19 protein-coding genes are annotated in these 19,234 nt (G+C 67.3%); 6 read left to right on the top strand and 13 right to left on the bottom strand.

Annotated elements, in window-relative coordinates; translation table 11 throughout:
• Positions 1-26: 26 nt before the first annotated feature.
• The 4 genes from xylB (at position 27) to LQZ87_RS06785 (ending at position 4,536) form a co-directional block, all read left to right on the top strand.
• Positions 27-1,559, top strand: a complete 1,533-nt coding sequence (gene xylB, locus LQZ87_RS06800; protein WP_230102712.1) for a xylulokinase — start codon at positions 27-29, stop codon at positions 1,557-1,559.
• 118 nt (positions 1,560-1,677) lie between these two features.
• A complete protein-coding gene (locus LQZ87_RS06795; protein ID WP_230102711.1) occupies positions 1,678-2,628 on the top strand; it encodes an NAD(P)-dependent oxidoreductase in 951 nt (316 codons plus the stop codon).
• A gap of 10 nt (positions 2,629-2,638) precedes the next feature.
• Positions 2,639-3,574 carry a shikimate dehydrogenase gene (locus LQZ87_RS06790; protein ID WP_230102710.1) on the top strand — a complete coding sequence of 312 codons (936 nt, stop codon included), beginning with the start codon at positions 2,639-2,641 and terminating at the stop codon, positions 3,572-3,574.
• Positions 3,574-4,536 carry an aryldialkylphosphatase gene (locus LQZ87_RS06785; RefSeq protein ID WP_230102709.1) on the top strand — a complete coding sequence of 321 codons (963 nt, stop codon included), beginning with the start codon at positions 3,574-3,576 and terminating at the stop codon, positions 4,534-4,536. The genes LQZ87_RS06790 and LQZ87_RS06785 overlap by 1 nt, the downstream gene beginning before the upstream one ends.
• Before the next feature lie 24 nt (positions 4,537-4,560).
• Here LQZ87_RS06785 and LQZ87_RS06780 read toward each other — a convergent pair whose 3' ends face one another.
• Genes LQZ87_RS06780 through LQZ87_RS06760 form a run of 5 tightly spaced genes read right to left on the bottom strand, consistent with a single transcriptional unit; the run spans position 4,561 to position 8,708 of the window.
• Positions 4,561-5,478: a shikimate dehydrogenase gene (locus tag LQZ87_RS06780; protein ID WP_230102708.1), complete on the bottom strand. Its 918-nt coding sequence runs from the start codon at positions 5,476-5,478 to the stop codon at positions 4,561-4,563.
• Positions 5,475-6,317, bottom strand: a complete 843-nt coding sequence (locus LQZ87_RS06775; RefSeq protein ID WP_230102707.1) for an MBL fold metallo-hydrolase — start codon at positions 6,315-6,317, stop codon at positions 5,475-5,477. The genes LQZ87_RS06780 and LQZ87_RS06775 overlap by 4 nt, the downstream gene beginning before the upstream one ends.
• Positions 6,318-6,355: 38 nt before the next feature.
• Entirely contained in the window at positions 6,356-6,883 is a 528-nt protein-coding gene (locus LQZ87_RS06770; RefSeq protein ID WP_230102706.1) for a hypothetical protein, read from the bottom strand.
• On the bottom strand, positions 6,880-7,854 hold the full coding sequence (locus LQZ87_RS06765; RefSeq protein ID WP_230102705.1) for a transketolase C-terminal domain-containing protein: 975 nt from the start codon (positions 7,852-7,854) through the stop codon (positions 6,880-6,882). The genes LQZ87_RS06770 and LQZ87_RS06765 overlap by 4 nt, the downstream gene beginning before the upstream one ends.
• Positions 7,851-8,708, bottom strand: coding sequence for a transketolase (locus LQZ87_RS06760; RefSeq protein ID WP_230102704.1), 858 nt, complete (start codon positions 8,706-8,708; stop codon positions 7,851-7,853). The genes LQZ87_RS06765 and LQZ87_RS06760 overlap by 4 nt, the downstream gene beginning before the upstream one ends.
• A gap of 76 nt (positions 8,709-8,784) precedes the next feature.
• Here LQZ87_RS06760 and LQZ87_RS06755 point away from each other — a divergent pair, with 76 nt between their 5' ends.
• Positions 8,785-9,483, top strand: coding sequence for an SDR family oxidoreductase (locus LQZ87_RS06755; protein WP_230102703.1), 699 nt, complete (start codon positions 8,785-8,787; stop codon positions 9,481-9,483).
• A gap of 53 nt (positions 9,484-9,536) precedes the next feature.
• Here the strand turns inward: LQZ87_RS06755 and LQZ87_RS06750 are convergent, their stop codons facing one another.
• A complete protein-coding gene (locus LQZ87_RS06750; RefSeq protein WP_230102702.1) occupies positions 9,537-10,628 on the bottom strand; it encodes an alcohol dehydrogenase catalytic domain-containing protein in 1,092 nt (363 codons plus the stop codon).
• Positions 10,629-10,761: 133 nt separating this feature from the next.
• On the opposite strand from LQZ87_RS06750, the gene glpK reads away from it, so the two are divergent.
• Positions 10,762-12,261 (top strand): glycerol kinase GlpK, encoded by a 1,500-nt coding sequence (gene glpK / locus LQZ87_RS06745; protein WP_230102701.1) that lies wholly within the window; start codon positions 10,762-10,764, stop codon positions 12,259-12,261.
• A 9-nt stretch (positions 12,262-12,270) separates the two neighbouring features.
• Here the strand turns inward: glpK and LQZ87_RS06740 are convergent, their stop codons facing one another.
• From LQZ87_RS06740 to LQZ87_RS06710, 7 genes are all read right to left on the bottom strand, one after another.
• On the bottom strand, positions 12,271-13,167 hold the full coding sequence (locus LQZ87_RS06740; protein WP_230102700.1) for a MurR/RpiR family transcriptional regulator: 897 nt from the start codon (positions 13,165-13,167) through the stop codon (positions 12,271-12,273).
• A gap of 80 nt (positions 13,168-13,247) precedes the next feature.
• On the bottom strand, positions 13,248-14,288 hold the full coding sequence (locus tag LQZ87_RS06735) for an alcohol dehydrogenase catalytic domain-containing protein (RefSeq protein ID WP_230102699.1): 1,041 nt from the start codon (positions 14,286-14,288) through the stop codon (positions 13,248-13,250).
• Complete coding sequence (locus LQZ87_RS06730) at positions 14,285-15,385, bottom strand: galactitol-1-phosphate 5-dehydrogenase (RefSeq protein ID WP_230102698.1); 1,101 nt, start codon at positions 15,383-15,385, stop codon at positions 14,285-14,287. Before LQZ87_RS06730 ends, LQZ87_RS06735 begins: the two co-directional genes overlap by 4 nt.
• Position 15,386: 1 nt before the next feature.
• On the bottom strand, positions 15,387-16,223 hold the full coding sequence (locus tag LQZ87_RS06725; RefSeq protein ID WP_230102697.1) for an SDR family oxidoreductase: 837 nt from the start codon (positions 16,221-16,223) through the stop codon (positions 15,387-15,389).
• A 27-nt stretch (positions 16,224-16,250) separates the two neighbouring features.
• Positions 16,251-17,063 (bottom strand): ATP-binding cassette domain-containing protein, encoded by an 813-nt coding sequence (locus tag LQZ87_RS06720; RefSeq protein WP_230102696.1) that lies wholly within the window; start codon positions 17,061-17,063, stop codon positions 16,251-16,253.
• A gap of 4 nt (positions 17,064-17,067) precedes the next feature.
• The gene (locus tag LQZ87_RS06715) at positions 17,068-18,132 is read right to left on the bottom strand and encodes an ABC transporter permease (protein WP_230102695.1); all 1,065 of its coding nucleotides are present in this window, start codon (positions 18,130-18,132) and stop codon (positions 17,068-17,070) included.
• A gap of 5 nt (positions 18,133-18,137) precedes the next feature.
• Entirely contained in the window at positions 18,138-19,175 is a 1,038-nt protein-coding gene (locus LQZ87_RS06710) for a substrate-binding domain-containing protein (protein ID WP_230102694.1), read from the bottom strand.
• Between the last annotated feature and the right edge of the window lie 59 nt (positions 19,176-19,234).

The raw sequence follows: 19,234 nt of genomic DNA, 5'->3' as shown, positions 1-19,234 counted from the left end.
CGCAACCAACGAAGCAGGCACGAACTGTGATCATCGCCCACGACCTCGGCACCACCGGGAACAAGGCATCGCTGCACCACGACGACGGGCGGCTGGTGGCATCCACGACCGTCGGCTATCCGGCGCACTTCGCCGCCGGCGGCATCGCCGAACAGGATCCCCAGGACTGGTGGGATGCCGTCGTGCATGCCACCCGCGACCTGCTCGCCCGCACCGACACGGCGCCCGCGGACGTCCAGGGGCTCGTCGTCAGCGGCCAGATGATGGGCGCCGTCCTCCTCGACGCCGACGGCACCCCCGTGCGCCCCGCGATCATCTGGGCGGACACGCGTTCAGGCGCGCAGCAGCGCGAACTCGAGCAGGCGCTGGGCGCGCAGCACGCCTACGAGGTCCTCGGCCACCGGCTGAACCCCACCTACTCGATCGAGAAGGTCATGTGGGTGCGCGACAACGAGACGGACAGCTGGGCCCGCGTTCGTCGCTTCTGCGTCGCGAAGGACTACATCGTCCTCGGCCTCACCGGTCGCCTGGCGACTGACCGCTCCGACGCCTCGGGCACCAACGCCTACGACCAGCGCACGGGCGATTGGTCCGAAGAGGTGCTCGCAGCCGCCCGCCTCGACCGTGCGCTGTTCCCCGAGATCCTCGACTCGACGGCGGTCGTCGGGACGCTGACGGATGCTGCGGCCGATGCTCTCGGCCTGCACGATGCTTCGGGCCGACACAGGGGCGTGCGCGTCGTCATGGGCGGCGGCGACGGACCGATGGCGGCAGTCGGGTCCGGCATCGTGGCGCCCGAGGACGGCGCCTACGTCTGCCTGGGAACCTCGTCGTGGATCTCGTTCGCGTCGAACGCCCCGGTCCGCGACCCGGGGCTCCGGACCTTCACGTTCGACAACGTGGTCCCGGGCTCGTTCGTGCCGACCGCCACGATGCAGGCCGGTGGCGCCTCGATCCAATGGATCTCAGAAGCGCTCTCCCCCGATCCGGCCAAGCCGGAAACCGCGCGGCTGACCGATGAGGCCGGGCGCGACATCGACACCGAGGACCTCTACTTCCTGCCGTATCTGCTGGGCGAGCGCTCCCCCATATGGGACCCGAACGCCCGTGGCGCCTTCGTCGGCATCGGCCGCCATCACACGCGCCAGCACCTCGTCCGCGCTGTGCTCGAGAGCATCGGATACAACCTGCTCACCAGCATCCACGCATTCCGCGAATCGGGCGCCGCGATCGATCGCATCGACGCCGTCGGCGGTGGCGCGCAGAGCGACGCGCTGCTGCAGGTCCTCGCGGATGTGTGGGGCATGCCGGTCCGTCGGCGCACGATCGTCGAGGAGGCGAACAGCCTCGGCGCCGCCGTCACGGCGGCCGTGGGCCTCGGGCTCGCCGACTTCTCGGCGGCCCGCGCGCTCAGCGAGGTGACTGCGGAGTTCACGCCGGACGCGACGCGCCACGGTGTCTACGCCGAGCGCCACGGCCGCTTCACCGCCGCCTACGACGCCCTCGCCCCCTGGTTCGCCTCCGCTCCGGCTGCTGCTCCGACCGGAGACGCACGATGACCCCGCCCCGATACGGATGCACGACCCGGGCACGGATGCACGCCCGAACACCCGATCCTGTCGTGCATTCGTTCCGCGATCGTGCAGGTGTACCCGTCGAGACCGAGGGCACGCGCTGATGGGCGTCATCCTCGCCACCAGTCGTTCCTTCTCGGACGGCGACGCCGACCTCGTCGCCCGCGCGGCGGCCGCAGGGCACGAGATCGTGCGCGGCCCCGCCCATCACGATCTGGACGAACTCGCTCCCCTGCTCGCCGCAGCAGATGCCTGGATCGCCGGTACCGGTCCGGTCACCGCAGCGCATCTCGATGCGGGCCCCGGACTGAAGATCGTCGCGCGGTACGGCGTCGGCACCGAGGCTGTCGACCTCGCCGCAGCTGCCGACCGGGGCATCCCGGTCACGAACACCCCCGGTGCGAACGCGGATGCCGTCGCCGACCACGCCGTCGGCCTCATGCTCGCGGCCCTCCGGTTCATCCCGGACGGCGACCGCCGCGTGCGCCACGGCGACTGGAGCGTTCGCCGCGGGCGCGAACTCGGCGCGGCCACCGTCGGCATCGTCGGATTCGGCCGGATCGGCCAGGGCGTGGCGAAGCGCCTGAGCGGCTTCGGGCCGCGCGTCGTCGCCGCCGACCCCTACCTGTCGGTCGATCGGATCGTCGAGCTCGGCGCCGAGCCCGTCGAACTCGACGAGCTGTTCCGCACTGCTGATCTGATCACGTTGCACGCCCCGGGCGGGCAGCGCCTCATCGACGCGCAGCGGCTCGACAGCATCCGCACCGGCTCGATCGTCGTCAACACGGCGCGCCCCGACCTCGTCGATGAGGCCGCCCTCGCCGCAGCGCTGATCGACGGCCGGCTCGCGGCCTACGCCGCAGACACCCTCGATGGCGACACCGCGGCATCCGCCAGTCCGCTTCTCGCCGACGATCTCGCTGAACGTGTGATCGTCACGCCGCACCTGGGCGCTCAGACCACACAGGCCGTCGACAACATGGGATCCATGTCGCTCGACGACGTGCTCGCCGTCCTCGCCGGACGTGCGCCCGCTCACCCCGTCACTCGCTGAAAGGCCCCGCATGACCACGGAAACCACCCCCGACGCCGATTACATGGGCTTCGTCGGCGTGACCACCGGCTCGTCGTCGATCATGAAGGTGTTCCCGCTGTGGGCCGACATCCTCGGCCTGCCCACCCGCAGGCTCATCGGCCACGACCTGCCGATGGACGCGGGCCCCGAGCAGTATCGAGCGCTAGTCGAGCAGATCCGCGACGATCCTCATCATCGCGGGGCCCTCGTCACCACACACAAGATGAACGTGTACGCCGCGGCATCCGACCTGTTCGACGAGCTCGATCCGTTCGCCGTTTCGTGCTCGGAGATCTCCAGCATCGCCAAGCGCGGGACGCGGCTCTCCGGCCGCGCGAAGGACCCGATCACGGTCGATCTGGCGTTGAACGACTTCCTCCCGGCCGACTACTTCGCGACCACGGGCGCTGAAGTGATCATCCTCGGCGCGGGCGGTTCGGGCACCGCGCTCAGCTGGGCACTGGCCGAGCGAGCAGATGCTCCCGCCGAGGTGACCGTCACCGCCCGCAATGATGACAAGCTCGCGCATCTGCGCGAGGTGCACCGCCAGCACGGCACGCGCGAAGGGCTCATCTCCTATGTGCGCACACCCTCGGTCGAGGATGCCGCAGCGCTGGTCGCCGCCGCGCCGCGCGGCTCGCTCATCGTCAACGCCACCGGGCTCGGCAAGGACCGCCCTGGTTCTCCTCTTCCGGATGACGTCGTCTTCCCGCAGGACGCCTACGTGTGGGAGTTCAACTACCGCGGGTCTCTGGAGTTCCTGCACCAGGCCAGGGCGCAGGAGGCGGAGCGCCGCCTGCACGTCGTTGACGGCTGGCGCTACTTCATCCACGGCTGGTCCCAGGTCGTCGCCGACGTCTTCGAGCTGGAGCTGACCCCTGGGATCGTCGAGCAGCTCGCGGAGGCCGCCGAGGAAGCGCGCTGATGATCCGCACAGTCCTCGGCGACCTCGATGCCGCGGAGCTCGGGCCGACGAACTATCACGAGCATCTCTTCCAGGTGACTCCGCTTCTGCCGGGCGACGAACTCGATGACGAGGATGCGTCGAGCGCGGAGGCCGCTCTGCTGAAGGCGAGCGGCTTCGCCGCGATGGTGGATGCCACGCCGTTCGGCCTCGGCCGTGATCCGGAGGCCGTGGCTCGCATCAGCGCGGAAACGGGCCTCCATGTGGTCGCGACGACCGGCCGGCACCGCGAGGCGCACTACGGCGACGATCATCCGATGCAGGTCTGGAGAGCGGCGCAGCTCGCCGAGCTCTTCATCGCCGACGTCACGAAGGGGATGCCGGCCGACGATGCCGTGGTCTTCGAGGCCCCCGACGTACCGACCGCGCGAACGTCGGATCGGAAGCCGGTGCGCGCCGGCATGCTCAAGGCCGGCATCGACTACTGGCGCATCAGCCCGTTCGAGCGCACCACGCTCGAGGCCGTGGGCGCCGCACACCGCGCGACGAACGCCCCGGTCATGGTGCACCTGGAGTTCTGCACGGCTGCCCACGAGGTTCTGGACGTGCTGGCGGCTGAGGGAGTGGCATCCGTTCGGGTCGTCCTCGCCCACGCCGACCGCGACCCCGACCCGGCGCTGCACATCTCGCTCATCGAACGCGGTGCGCACCTCGGCTACGACGGCTTCGCGCGCCCGCGCACGCGGTCCGATGCCGAGCTGCTCGCGCTGACGGAACAGGTCGTCGACCGCATCGGAGCAGATCGCATCCTGCTCGGCGGCGATGTCGCCCGCAGCACGCGATACCTCTCCTACGGCGGGATGCCGGGACTCGCCTACCTCGGTGATCGCTACCTGCCGCGTCTGCGATCGGCGATCGGCGCGGATGCCGTGGAGCGGATGCTGGTCGCGAACCCAGCCCGGCTGCTCGACCTGTCGCGCTGAGGGGACGCGCCGAGACCGCGAGCGTCAGGCTGTCCGTGCGAGCTCGGACAGCCTCTCGAACACCGGCCCCGACGCGGGGATGTCGACGCCGTAGACCACCGCGACGGCCTTGGTCCACGAGTAGACGAAATAGTCCCATCCGTCGACGACACGCAGATCGCTCCGTCCTTGGGCCCGCGCGTCGGCGAGGAAGGCGAGCTCGCCGCGGTAGTTCATATCCCAGACCACCGCGTCCGGGGGATACGGCGCATGCGCCGACGCCGGCGAACCGGGACGGTCTTTGCCCATCCCCGTGGCATTGACGATCACCGACCCGGGTGCGGCCTCGCCGATGACGCGATCAGCGTGTTCGGCGGTACCGGCGACGACGTAGTCGGTCGGAACGGTGAAGCCGATCCTGTCGTGCAGTTCGCGCATCTCCTGCAGGCGTGGGTGCGACCGTGCGGTGACGACGACACGGGCCGGCATCGGGCGCCCTGCCTGCGCAGCCCTGTGCAGTCCGAGCGTGAGAGCGATCGAAGCACCGCCGGCGCCGAGGATCACCAGCTCCCGCTGACCGTTCCAGAAATCGGCGCCGACCAGCGCATCGAGGCCCATCAGGCTGGTCCGGTCATCGAGTGCCGCGCCCAGCAGGCGGGTGCCGTCCTTGTGGATGCAGCTCGTCTCCTTCAAGAGCGCCGCCGACTCGTCGAGCCCATCGAACAGGTCTTCGGCAGCAGCCAGGACATTGAGCTTGTGCGTCGTGATGAGTCCGCCGACGGCCCGTGGGTCGGCCTTGATCCGCTCCACCGCGCCGCGATAGTCGGCAGCGGGAGCGTCGACGGGGAAGTCGATTCCGACGAGCGTCGAGTCGATGCCCAGCTCCGCCATCCAGCGGGGAAAGATCCTGCGAATCGCCGACGACTGGGTCGTCACGCCGAAGAACGCGAATGTCGTGGTCATCCGATGAGCTCCTTGACTGTGAATGCCGCGCCCAGAACAGGAACGTGCCAGCGGATGTCATCCACTCCTGCGAGCTCCGCGCGCAACTGCTCGGGATCGGCGGTGTTGAACGCGAACATTCCCCAGTGGTGACACACCAGTCCCGGGATACCGGCGCCGCGCACCAGCGCGAGCGACTCATCGAGCGTGAGGTTTCCCGGGACTCCATGGGTCTTGCGATGCGCATCGCGCCCGTTCACGGGCAGCAGCGCCAGATCGACGTTCAACGCTGCGACCGTCTCCCACTGCCCCGGGTAGGGCGCGCAGTCGCCCGAATGGTAGATCCGCACACCGCCGATCTCGATCACGTAGCCGAGGAAGAGGTTCTGCCCATGCTCGTCCTCGGTCAGCTCCTCGTGCGCCGCAGGCAGCGCTGTGATGCGGTACCCGCGAGTCGAGAACGTCTCGCCGTCGTCGACTCCGAGCAATCGCGACGCCGGGATGCCCCGGCTGACGGCCTTGACCGCTTCGGAACGGGGAACGACGAACAGCGGGTCCGACGATGTCTGAAGATACGGGATGCTGCCCAGATCCATGTGGTCGGTATGACCGTGCGTGCACAGCACCGCATCCAGTCCCTCGACGTCAGACGGGTTCACCGGCGGAGGCTGCATGCGCTCGTGCGGGAAGATGCGTCCGCGGTACTTGTCGGCGAGCACATCGCTGAGATACGGGTCGATCATGAGCAGCGTGTCCTCGTGGCGCACAGCGAACCCGGCCTGGCCGAGCCACCACAGCACCACCTCGCCTTCCGCGCCTGCGGGAATGGGGAAACGCGGGTCGATCGGCAGGGTCGTCATGATCTGTCTCTTCTCAACTCAGTCCGTGCACGGCACGATCACACACCGCCGTCGTAACGGTTGGAGTTCTCGTAGTAGCCGCTGGGTACGTAGAGCGCCGGTATCCCGGCCTCCTCGAACATCGCGACGATCTTGCGGTTGTCGTCCGCGGCAAGACGCAGCTCATAGCCGAAGGCTCGCAGTTGTGCGATCTCGTCCCGCTTGTAGTCCACCGCGTGCCGCGAGTCGTCGTCTTCGTGCGCCGGGCGGCAGATCAGCATGTCCCAGCGGATGCCATGCTCGTCCAGCCATCGCTGAGTCACGTCTGCGACCTCGTCGATCCTGCCGGTGAGCACGACGACCGGCACCTCCGATGCGATCGAGGCGGCGAGTGCGCGCCCTGCTTCGAGCACGCCGTCGTCGGCGACGCCCGCGTAGAAGCCGTCCCAGTCCGGTTCGTCCTGATGCAGGAACCTCTGCCGATGCCCGGCATCGGCGATCACGCCGTCGAGATCCAGCAGAACGACCGCTCCGCGGGCGGGCACGGCGAGTCGTGGATGCCAGTTGCCGGGGATCGCGACGGTCATGCCACGGCCTCGCGCGCGATTCGCTCGATGCCCGGAGCATTCAGGCCGTAGTGCGCGTAGAGATGCGTCGGCGGGGCGATCAGGCTGTACTCGTCATGGATGCCGTGACGCACCAGTCGCGCGCCGGTGGGTCCCTCCGCCATGACCTCCGCAACGGCGGCGCCGAGTCCTCCGAGGATGTTGTGCTCCTCCACGGTCAGCACGATGCGACTCTTCGACGCGCGACGAACGGCATCGACGTCGAGCGGCTTGATCGTCGCCATGTCGATCACGCCGACGGAGAGTCCGTCAGCGCGCAGTGCCTCTGCGGCCTCGAGCGCCGGATGCACCTGGCTTCCGCACGCGATGATCGTCAGGTCGTCCCCATCGGCGTGCACGATGGCCCGACCGAACTCGAAGGAGACGTCATCCGCATAGACCTGAGGATCGCGACCGCGGCCGATGCGGAAGTAGATCGGCTCCGGCCAGTCAGCACTCGCTCGGATCGCAGCGCGCAGCTGCGGGCCATCGGCCGGCGACACCACGGTGAGCCCGGCGAGCGCCCGCATGACCGATATGTCTTCGGTGGCGTGGTGGCTGGTGCCGTAGAAGCCCAAGGAGATGCCGGTGTGATGACCGATCAAGCGCACCGGCAGCTTCGTGTACGCGACATCCATCCGGATCTGCTCGCAGCACAGCAACGCGAGGAATGAGGCGAACGTGGCGACGAAGGGCATGGTTCCGGCGGTCGCGAGGCCGGCTGCGGCCGAGACCATGTTCTGCTCCGAGATGCCGAACTGCAGGAAACGATCCGCGTGGCGCTGCGCGAAGGCGACCAGGCCGTTGGAGTATTGCAGGTCGGCGGTGCCCGCGACCACCGGGTGTCCGTCGTCGACGAGGTCGCACAGCCCATCGGAGAGGTAGTCGAGTCCGGGGTTGAGCTCGTTCAGCGCACGGTACTGCCAGGATGCGGGGTTGTCCGGCCCGGTCATGCGGATGCTCCTCTGATCTCGTCGATGGCCTTCTGAGCATCGTCCGGTGCCAGGTAGCCGAGATGCCAGCCGGGCTCGGTCTCCATGTATGAGACCCCCTTGCCCTTGCTCGTCTGCGCGATGACGCATACGGGAGGGGCATCGGCCGGGCGATCGCGCAGTCCGAGCAGCACGTCCGCGACGGCCACGGCATCATGACCGTCGACTCCGTGCACCTCCCACCCGAACGCCCGCCACTTGTCCGCAAGGGGCTCGATGCCGATCACCTCATCGACCTGCCCATCCAGCTGGTAGCCGTTGCGATCGACGATGGCGACCAGGCGACCGGCTTGGTGATGAGCCGCAGACATCGCCGCCTCCCACACCTGGCCCTCCTGCATCTCACCGTCGCCGAGCAGGACATAGGTGAAGAACTCACGATCATGGAACCGTCCGCCGAGCACCATTCCGAGTCCGTTCGAGAGCGCGTGCCCGATCGAACCAGAGCTGAAGTCGATTCCCGGAACCTTGGTCATATCCGGATGGTCCCCGAGCGGACTGCCCAGGCGCGTGTACCCGTCCAGCAGGTCCTTCGAGAAGTATCCGAGGTCCGCGAGAATCGGGAAGAGGCCTACGGCGGCGTGGCCCTTGCCCATGAGGAAGCGGTCGCGCTCCTGCCAATCGGGCTGGGTCGGGTCCGTCCGCATCACCGTGTAGTACAGCGCTGCGAAGATCTCCGCGCAGGAGAAGACGCTGCTGTAGTGACCCGTGCCGGCGATCTCGATAAGCCGGATCGTCTCGGTACGGACGAAGGCGGCTCGGTCGGCCAGAAGGTCGGCATCGGGGGCCGCGGTCAAGGGCCTCGTCGTTGTCATGCCTTCATCCTGATTGAAGTTTTCTCTACTGTCAAATAACATTCGAAGAAATTTCGACTAGACGTATGGAGACGCCATGACCTTGAACAAGCTCGCCGTGATCACAGGCGGAGGAACCGGGATCGGGAAGGCGATCGGAAAGCTGCTGGCCGATGCCGGCTGGGACGTCCTCGCTGTCGGCCTCGCCAGGGATGAGGAGCTCCCGTCCGGAGTCCGCTTCGCGCAGGCGGACATCACAGACGTCGCCGCCCTCACCGCAGCCACAGCGGGCACCACCGCCGTCCACGCACTCGTGACGTGCGCCGCGGTGCTGCGAGACAGGGCCGAATGGGAGCCGGAGACGTTCTCCACCGTGCTGGACGTCAACGTGACTGCGGCACTCGCCGTCGCCGAGGTCCTGCGCCCGCGGCTTGCGATGGAGCAGGGATCGATCGTCAATTTCGCCTCGATGTGGAGCTACTTCGGCACGCCGAACGCCCCCGCCTATGCGGCGTCGAAGGGCGCGATCGTCGCGCTGACCCGGTCGCAGGCGATCGCGTACGCCGCCGACGGCATCCGGGCGAATGCCGTCGCGCCCGGATGGATCTCAACGCCGATGTCCACGCGAGCCCAACAGGACGATGCACGCAAGGCCGCGATCGACGCCCGTATTCCGCTGGGGCGGTGGGGCGAAGCGGATGACGTCGCGCGCGCCGTGCGTTTTCTGCTGTCCGAGGACGCCTCGTACATCACGGGCACGGTGCTGAACGTCGACGGAGGTTACTCGATCGCCTGACGAGACGCGACGGTCGGCGCGTCTCGTCAGGCGTCCGGAGCGTTCCCGGAAGGTCAGAACACGACGAGGGTGCGCGCACCGGCCCCGGCGGCGAGCGCGTCGATCCCCGCACCGATCTGGTCGAGGGGGATGCGCTCGCCCACCAGCGCCTCGAGCTCGAGCACCCCACGGAGATACTCATCGACCAGCTGCGGGATGTCCTTCTGGGGCTCGAGCGACCCGGCGCGCACACCGTGAACGCCCTTGCCGGAGTGAAGATGCGCCGCAGAGAAATCGATCCTCGCCTCGTCACCGAAGACTCCGACGGCCCAGACCGAACCACCGCGCACCGTGGCGTCCAGGGCCACTCCCACCAGTCCGGGCGCTCCGACCGCTTCGAACACATGGTCAGCGCCCCCGTCAGTGAGCGCCTTGACCCGGGCAGCGACATCCACACCCTCCGAGGCCTGGATCGCATGCGTCGCCCCGAAACGCCGTTGCGCCAGCTCCAGGCGATGGGCACTGCGGTCGACGGCGATGATGGTCTGCGCCCCTGCCAGGGCCGCCCCCTGACACACGTTCAGTCCGACACCGCCGGCACCGATCACGACGACCGCATCCCCGGGAGCTACCCCAGCGACCTTGCGCGCCGATCCGACGCCGGTCGCGACCGCGCAGCCGAGCATGGCGGCCAGGTCGAGAGGCATCCGTTCGTCGATCACCGTGACGGCGTTGCGATGCAGCACCATCTCCTCGGCGAACCCCGCGATGTTCGTCCACTGATGCACTTCAACGCCCGCACGGCTGAGCCTCGGCTCCTCCCCTGCGCCACGCATTGTCGCCTCGCGGTGCTGACACATCGCAGGGCGTCCGCTGGTGCACATGCGGCACGCGCCGCAGAACACGACGAAACAGGCGACGACGTGGTCTCCGACCTCGACGTCCTCCACCTCAGCGCCCACCTCCGTCACGACGCCGGATGCCTCGTGCCCCAGCACGACCGGCATGGGTCGAGCCACGAGCCCGTGGATCACATGCAGATCCGAATGACACAGCCCCACCGCCGCCGTGCGAACGCGCACTTCGTGGGGCAGCAGCCGGGCCGGGGTCTCCACCTCCTGGATATGAAGTTGACCGTGCGGTTCGTAGAGCACTGCTGCGCGCATGTCCGTCTCCTCGACGTCGGGGTAGACCAATAAGGATTTCTACATTAGTCTCAACATCAGAATTTTTTTCTACCGCACGATCTCTTCACGAGATCTGGGACGATCGAATCATCACAAGGAAGTGGTACCCGAAATGAGCACTACCCACGTCCTCGCCCTAGACGCGGGCACCGGCAGCGTACGAGCCATCCTGTTCGCCAAGGACGGCTCGATCACGCACATCGCACAGGACGAGTTCGCTCAGCACTACCCAGAGCCCGGCTGGGTCGAGCACGACGCCGAGGTCATCTGGGAGGCTCAGCTGGGTGTGGCGCATCGCGTCCTGTCGGAATCCGGCATCAGCGCAGCGCAGGTCGCAGCGATCGGCATCACCAACCAGCGCGAGACCGCCGTGGTGTGGGACGCCGCGACCGGACGACCGATACACAATGCGCTCGTCTGGCAGGACCGCCGCACCGCCGCGACGTGCGATGCGTTGCGTGACGCAGGCCACGCGGACAGGATCCGCGAGATCACCGGCCTTCCCATCGACACGTACTTCTCCGGCACGAAGATCGCGTGGATCCTCGACAACGTCGCCGGCGCGCGCGACCGTGCAGAACGCGGTGAGCTGCTCGCGGGGACGATCGACTCGTGGCTGATCTGGAAGCTCACCGACGGCGCCGCGCATGTCACCGACTACTCGAACGCATCCCGCACGATGTGCTTCAACATCCACACGCTCGACTGGGACGACCAGATCCTCGAACTGCTGCGTGTGCCGAGGGCGATCCTGCCCGAACCGCGACCGTCGAGCGAGGTCTACGGAACCACGGGGAACGCCGCTGGCTTCGACTCACCGCTCTCTGTCGCGTCGGCGGCCGGCGATCAGCAATCGGCTCTGTTCGGCCAGGCGTGCTTCACACCAGGGTCCGTGAAAGCCACATACGGCACGGGTGGCTCGGTGATGATGAACACCGGAACGTCGCCGGTGCTGTCCGACGCCGGCCTGATCACGACGGTGGCCTGGGGGTTGGGCGACCGGGTGGAGTACGCGCTGGAGGGCGTCTTCTTCGCCGTCGGCGTGCCGATGAAGTGGCTGCGCGACGAGCTTCGCGTGATCGACGATCTCTCGGAGTCCGCAGAGATCGCGGCCTCGGTGCCTGACACGGCCGGTGTGTACTTCGTTCCCGCGTTCACCGGTCTCGCATCGCCCTATTGGGATCAGTACGCCCGCGCGGCGATGATGGGGCTCACCCCGGGCGCGGGGCGGGCGCACATCGTGCGCGCGGCGCTCGAGTCGATGAGCTATTCCTACCGCGACGTGATCGACGCGATGACCGCAGAGTCCGGGAATCCGCTGCCGGCGTTGCGAGTCGACGGCGGCGCGGCGACGAACGACTTCCACCTGCAGTTCCAGGCCGACCAGCTCGGGGTGCCGGTCGATCGCCCGATGGTCACGGAGTCGACGGCGCGCGGTGCGGCGTTCCTCGCCGGACTCGCGGTCGGGTTCTGGGCATCCCAGGAGGAGCTGCACGGCACCGTCGCCATCGATCGGACCTTCACGCCGCAGATGGACCAGGACACCCGTGCGCGTCTGTACGCCGGGTGGCGCAAGGCTGTGCAGCGCTCCCTCGACTGGGCCGAGCACTGACGCCCGGCGTCACCCGCGCTGGCTGCGGGTCGGCTTGATGGCCGAGAGGTAGCTCTCGCGAAGGTGCTCCTCAGCCTCGCTGAAGTAGCGGGTCGCGTAGTTCGCGTAGAGGACGTCGATCGCGAGCAGCTGGCCCCACTTCGCCGTCACCGACTCCCCATAGACATCGGAGCTCGCCATCGCACCGGAGGTCAGCATCACGGTGTCGGCCATCCCGGCGAGGGCCGACTGCAGCACCGATGTGAGCGCGACGATGTGCACTCCGTGGACGCGGGCGATCTCCACCGCAGCCAGCACCGGGGTGGAGTCGCCGGAGTCGCTGATGGCGAACAGCAGATCGGTCGGGCGCAGGGTGGCGGCCCCGAACGCCTGTGCCGACTGGTCACGGAAGAAGATGCAGCTCTTGCCGGCGCGTGTGAAACGCAGCACCGCGCTCTCAGCGACCGTCGACGACGACCCCATCGCGACGAAGTACAGCGACGTGGCGTCGTGAACCCGATCGACGATGGCGCTGACCGTCTCGGGGTCGATCCGCTCGGCACTGCGGACGAGCGCATCGATGCTGCCATGCAGAACCTTCTCGATCACGACGCCCTGCGGATCGTCCTTGAGGATGCCCTCGTACACCCACTCCGAGTCCGTGCCGACGTCGGCACGGCGCGAGTAGATCGCCTGCGCGATACCGAGACGGAGCTGGTTGTAGCCGTCGAGATGCAGATCGCGGATGAAGCGGGACACCGTTGAATCGGCCACTCCCGCTCGGCCCGCCAGCTCCGTTATCGACATGGACTGTGCGGCTTCCGGGTCTGCGAGGATCACCTCTGCGACTCCTCGCAGAGCGGGGCTCATCGATCCCGCCCTGCGCGAGATCTGGTGCAGGAGGTTTACGGGATCGGCATCGCTCACGGCTCGATCATATGCCGCACCGACCCGAGACGCCGGTCTGCGTCTCGGGCCGGTGCGTCTTCCCGTGTCATCGAGCATGATCAGCCGAAGAGCACCACGGACTTCATTCCGGTGCCCGATGCGGACTGGAGCATCGCCGCCTCGATGTCGTCCAGTGCGAACCGATCGGTGATGACAGGAGAGAGATCCACGCCAGGAGAGGCCGCCAGTTGCCGCACGTCCGCGTAGTCACGGACGCTCGCACCGGTGGTGCCGGTGATCGTCTGCTCCCGATAGTGCAATGAGTTCACGTCGATCGCGGGACGAGCCTGATCGCCCAGACCGGAGAACACATTGATCCGCCCCAGTCGGCCGATCAGGTCCGTCGCTCCAGCGATCACGTTCGGGTTGGAGACGCAGGTGATCACCACATCAGCCCCCTGTCCGTCCGTGGCCCGCTGGACCTCCGCATACAGATCCTGCTGACCGTTCACGGTGATGTCCGCCCCCAGTCGCCGCGCGATGTCCAGGCGAGGCTGCCTGGTGTTCGAGACGATCACGGTCCGCACGCCCTGCTGCTTGGCGAGCAGAGTGTGGAAGCATCCGATGGGGCCGGCGCCGAGGATGACGACCACGTCGTCCGGTTGCACGTCGACCTTGCGCTGGCCGTGCAGACAGCACGCCATCGGCTCCAGGATCGCCGCCTCCTCGAACGTCAGCGCATCGGGGACGACCATCAGGTTTCCCCGCTCGATCGCATGAGCCGGAACGCGCATGTACTCGGCGAAGCCACCGTTCATGGTGATCCCGAACGCCTCGTAGTCGGGGCAGAGCTGGTTCAGCCCGCGTGCGCACATCGAGCACTTCCCGCATCCGACGTTGGGTACGACGGAGACCCTGTCGCCGAGGGAGAAGCCGACGACCTCGGCGCCGACGTCGACGACGTCGCCTGCAACCTCATGCCCGAGCACTCGCTGCTGCCCTTCGGGCAGCCGGAAGTGACCGTGCTTCATGATGCGGAGGTCCGTGCCGCAGACACTGGCCGCGCGCACCTTGATCAGCACATCGCCTGCACCGATGTCGGGCACCGGGATGTCATCGATCTCGATGACACCGGGGCCACGGAACACTGCCGCCTTCATCGCGTCACCCCCGCCGAGAACGATCCGGCCAGGACTCCAGCGGCCTCCGCTCGCGCCGCGTCCGAGACGGCGAAGATCGTCTTGTTCGACCATCGTGCACGATCGGCGAGCGCCGTGAAGGTGGACTGCGCGTCAGCCATATCGACGATGTGGCTGACCAGATCGGTGCCGATCACCGTGCGTCCCAGATGGGCGATGACCATGTCCCACTCGCTGTGCCCGTGTGGAGTGATCTTCGCATTCCACGTCCCGTGCAGGACCAGCTCGCGCCGGAGTATCCGCGACACAGCCTCCTTCGAGAGCACGGCGTCGTCGCTCAGATCGCCGAGCAGGATCACGTGTCCGGAATGTGCGGCCGCGCCGATCGCCTGCAGGAAGGTCAGCGCCAGCCCGCTCGCTTCCACGGCGATGTCCACTCCGCGTCCGCCGGTGGCCTCGAGCACCTGCTGATCCGATGGCCCCGCGCCTGCGTCGATTGTCTCGAAGCCCAGTTCGTCCGCGAGCGCACGCTTGTGCCCATCGATGTCGGCGACGATCACTCTGGTCGCTCCGAGAACCCGCAGCCACTGCGCGGCGAAGAGGCCGATCGGGCCGGCGCCGATGACCAGCGCCGAGGCGTTGGGAGTGATCGGGGCTTTGCGGACCGCATGGAGCGCCACACCGGCGGGCTCGACCAGCGCGCCTTCGATCAGGCTCATGTCGTCCCGCAGAGGGAAGAGGTTGCGCTCCGGAACCCTGAGGTACTCCTGCAGACCGCCGTCACGCCGGGAGCCGAAGTAGTCGTACTCCGTACCCAGCGCGAACTCGCCGATCTCGGTCATCGGGTCCTCAGGTCGCGGGATGCACGGGAAGAGCGCCACCCGCGCACCGGCCTTGTGACGGCCGGACGGCGAGTCCTCGACGAGCGTCGCCACCATCTCATGGCCCAGCACAAGAGGGAACCCGTAGCCCTTGCCCACTCCGAACCTGAGAACGTCGGAACCGCAGACGCCGACGGCGTCCATCCGCACCAGCGTCGAGTCGACGCCGACCGGCTCAGGCTGCGGCACTTCGGTGATCTCGATGTCGCGGACACCGCGGAGAACTGCGGCCTTCACGTCAAACCCCCATCCCGTAGCGGTGGGCCTTGTGCGTGGGGTAGAGCGAGAACGTCGGGATCGTGACGTCCGGCGTGCGCGTTGCGATGTACAGCGCAGCTTCGGCCACGTTCGAGACGTCGATCGAGCTCGCTGCGATCCCCTCCCGCAGCTCTTTCTCGTCGAGCCAGCCCTCGGTGTACGCGGGGAGGTCACCGTCGTAGAGCCCCTTGTCGATGATCTCGGTCATGGGCGTGCGCACGTGCGAGGGGTTGAGGACCGTGACGCCGATCCCCTTGTCGACGCCCTCGAGGAGGATGTTCTTCGAGAACCCGAGCATGCCGTGCTTGCTGGCGCGGTACGGGCTGTGCCCCGGACCGGATGCGATTCGCGTCGACGACGATCCCATATTGATGACCCGACCGCCGGACTCCTGCTTCTCCATGATCAGGAACGCCTCACGGCAGCACAGGAACACGCCGGTGAGGTTCGGCCCGATCGTCTTGTTCCACTCCTCGAGGGTCACCTCGGTGACAGGCGGCGACAGCGAGTCCCGACCCGCACTGTTGACGAGCAGGTCCAGCTGCCCCCAACGAGAGATCACCTCCGCGAAGAAGTCGCGCACCTGGTCCTCCGAGACGACGTCTCCCACGATGCCGACGACGTCACCGCCACGCTCCTGGATGTCGGAGATGACCTCGTTCAGCCGGGCCTCGTCGATGTCGATCATCGCGACGCGGGCGCCGTTCGCGGCATACTCGCGGGCGACGGCCTCGCCGATGCCCGAGGCTGCGCCGGTGATCAGCGCGACCTTGCCGACGAGGGCGTCGCCTGGGCGGGGCAGGTAGTCGGGTTCCATGTCATTGTTCCTCTCGTGGGGGGGTGGTCAGCCGCGCGCGGCGGCGTGTTCTTCGAGCCCGAGCTCTGCGGGCGTGACTGCACCGACCATCAGCGACACGGTGTCGCTCATCTTCACTTCTCGCGTGTCGACGATGGCCAGTCGGCGTCCGAGCCGCTGGATGTGGATGCGATCGGCGATCTCGAAGATCTGCGGCATGTTGTGGCTGATCAGGATCACCGGGATCCCGCGGGCGCTGATCTCTTTGATCAGCGTCTCCACGCGGGCGGACTCCTTCACGCCCAGAGCGGCGGTCGGCTCGTCGAGGATGACGACCTTGGAGCCGAATGCGGCAGCGCGGGCGATCGCGACACCCTGACGCTGCCCTCCGGAGAGGGTCTCGACCGGTTGCGTGATGTCCTGCAGAGTCTGAAGTCCGAGGTGCGACATCGCGTCGAGAGCCTCCGCACGCATCCGCTTCTTGTCCAGCATCCGCAGGACCGAACCGGCGAAGCCCGGCCGGCGCAGTTCGCGCCCGAGGAACACATTGCTGGCGATGTCGAGGCCCGGCGAGACCGCGAGCGACTGGAACACGGTCTCGATGCCTCGTTCGCGCGCGTCGGTCGGAGAGTCCAGAACGACCTTCTTCCCACCGATGAAGATCTCCCCCTCATCTGGGTGGCTCGCGCCGGCCAGGCACTGGATGAGCGAGGACTTGCCCGCACCGTTGTCTCCGACCACGGCGAGGATCTCCCCTGCGCGGATCTCGAAGTCGGCATGGTCCAGAGCGACCACACGGCCGTATCTCTTGACGAGGCCCCTGGCCTCCATCACGAGCGGTTGCTGATTCGTAGACGTCATGATGTCACCGTCCGACCTTTCGAAGGCGCTGGTCGACCGCGACCGCGCCGATGATCAGGATGCCGATCGTGAACTCCTGCCAGAGATTGTCGAGACCGACGAGGGAGAGCCCGCTGGAGAACACGCCGACGATGAGAGCCCCCAACAGGGTGCCCATGATGCGGCCACGACCACCGAACAGGCTGGTTCCGCCGATCACCACCGCACTGATGGATGCGAGGTTGTACTCCACGCCGGCAGTCGGCGAGATCGAGCCGATCCGACCGATCAGCAGCCAAGCGGTGACGCCGATGATGAGTCCGGCCGTCACGTACACGGACATCAGGACCCGATTCACCGGGATGCCGGTCAGCCGCGCCGCTTCCACGTTGTCGCCCACGGCGTAGATGTGCGTCCCCCAAGCGGTGTTGCGCAGAATGTAGGCGAAGATCACGAACATCAGCACGGTGACCACCTGTCCATAGGTGAACGTGGCGCCGAACAGTTTGAAGCCCGTTCCCAACCAGGTGAACAGCGGGGGGACGTCGGCGTACGGGACGCTCTCGCCATCGGAGATGAACAGATTGAGCGCGTAGAAGATGCTGAGCGTGCCGAGCGTCGCGATGAACGGCGGGATGCGCAGTTTCGTGACGATGAAACCGTTCAGCGCTCCACAGGCCACCGCCACCAGCAGCCCGAGCAGCAGCGAGAGCCACACCGGCAGCCCGATGGCGACGGCGAAGCGGCCCATCGCGACCTGCGCGAGCAGCATGACCGCCGCGACCGACAGGTCGATCCCCGCGGTGAGGATGATCAGGGTCTGAGCGATGCCGAGCATTGCGATCACCTGCACCTGCTGCAGGATCAGCGAGAAGTTCTGGAGCGAGCCGAAGTTCGGCGCCGCGATCGAGAACGCGATGACGGCGATGATCAGCACTGCCGCCGGACCGATGAGTGGACGGGTGAGCATGCGCCGCTCCACCCACTGGATCGGCCCCAGGCGCTCCTGGTTGCCGATCTGCACCAGCCACGTCTTCGGCGAGCTCTCACTTGCGGTCGCCGAAGCTGTCTTGGCCTCCTGAGACATCATCGGAGTCAGCCCCAGCAGCTCTCGAGACCCCAGTCGACGTCCTCGGACTCGACGCCGGCCTGGGCCTGATCCGTGATCAGAGTCACGCCCGTGTTGGTGAAGTCGAGACCGGGGCTGTTCTCGGGAGTGGTTCCGTCCTCCAGCCAGGCACTGACCGCTTGCACAGCCTGCTCGGCCATCTTCAGGGGGAACTGCATCGACGTCGCATCGATCACACCGCCCTGGACGTTCTTCACGCCCGGGCAGCCTCCGTCGACCGAGACCACGGTGATCTGATCCTGCTTGCCGGCGGCGGTGATGGCCTGATAGGCGCCCGCTGCGGTCGGTTCGTTGATCGTGTAGACGAGGTTGATCGTCGGGTCCTTCTGGAGAAGCTTCTCCATGCCCTGGCGCCCGCCGGCCTCGTTGGCGTCAGTGACCTCGTGACCGACCAGACGCGGGTCCTTCTCGTCCCACATCTTGCCGTCGTCGGCGACGTCGATGCCGAAACCCTGCAGGAATCCCTGGTTGCGCTGGACGTCGACCGGAATCTGATCCGTGCTCAGGTCGAGCGTGGCGATCCGCGGAGCGGTGTCACCGAGCGCCTCTTTGGCCCACTCGCCGACGAGCACGCCGGCCTGCACGTTGTCGGTGGCGAAGGTCCCGTCCGCTGCGGTCGGATCCCCGAGCGGAGAGTCCAGGGCGATGACCATGATGCCGGCGTCACGCGCCTTCTTCAGCGCCGGGATGATGCCATCGCCGGCCGGGGTGACCAGGATCGCTTTGGCGCCGCGGGCGATGAAGTTCTCGATCGACTTGATCTGCGAATCGACGTCGCTCTGGCCCTCACCGGTAGCCGACTGCAGAGTGAATCCCTGCTCAGCCGCTTCGGCTTTGGCCCCCTCCGCCATCTTCACGTAGAAGGGGTTGTCCTGAGTCTTGATGATCAGTCCGACGAGCGGCTCCTCGCCCCCGGCGCTCTGCGATGAGCACGCAGCGAGTGAGGTGATCGAGATGGTTGCGACTGCGGCCATGGCAGCGAGCCGGCGGAATCGTGAGCGCATGGTTCCCTCTCCAATGAGGTTGTTCTCGGGTTTTTCATATCGTAACGGAAATTTCTTCG

Source organism: Microbacterium sp. Bi121 (assembly GCF_918698005.1).
Lineage (GTDB): Bacteria > Actinomycetota > Actinomycetes > Actinomycetales > Microbacteriaceae > Microbacterium.
This window is presented reverse-complemented; position numbering and strand designations above follow the sequence as displayed.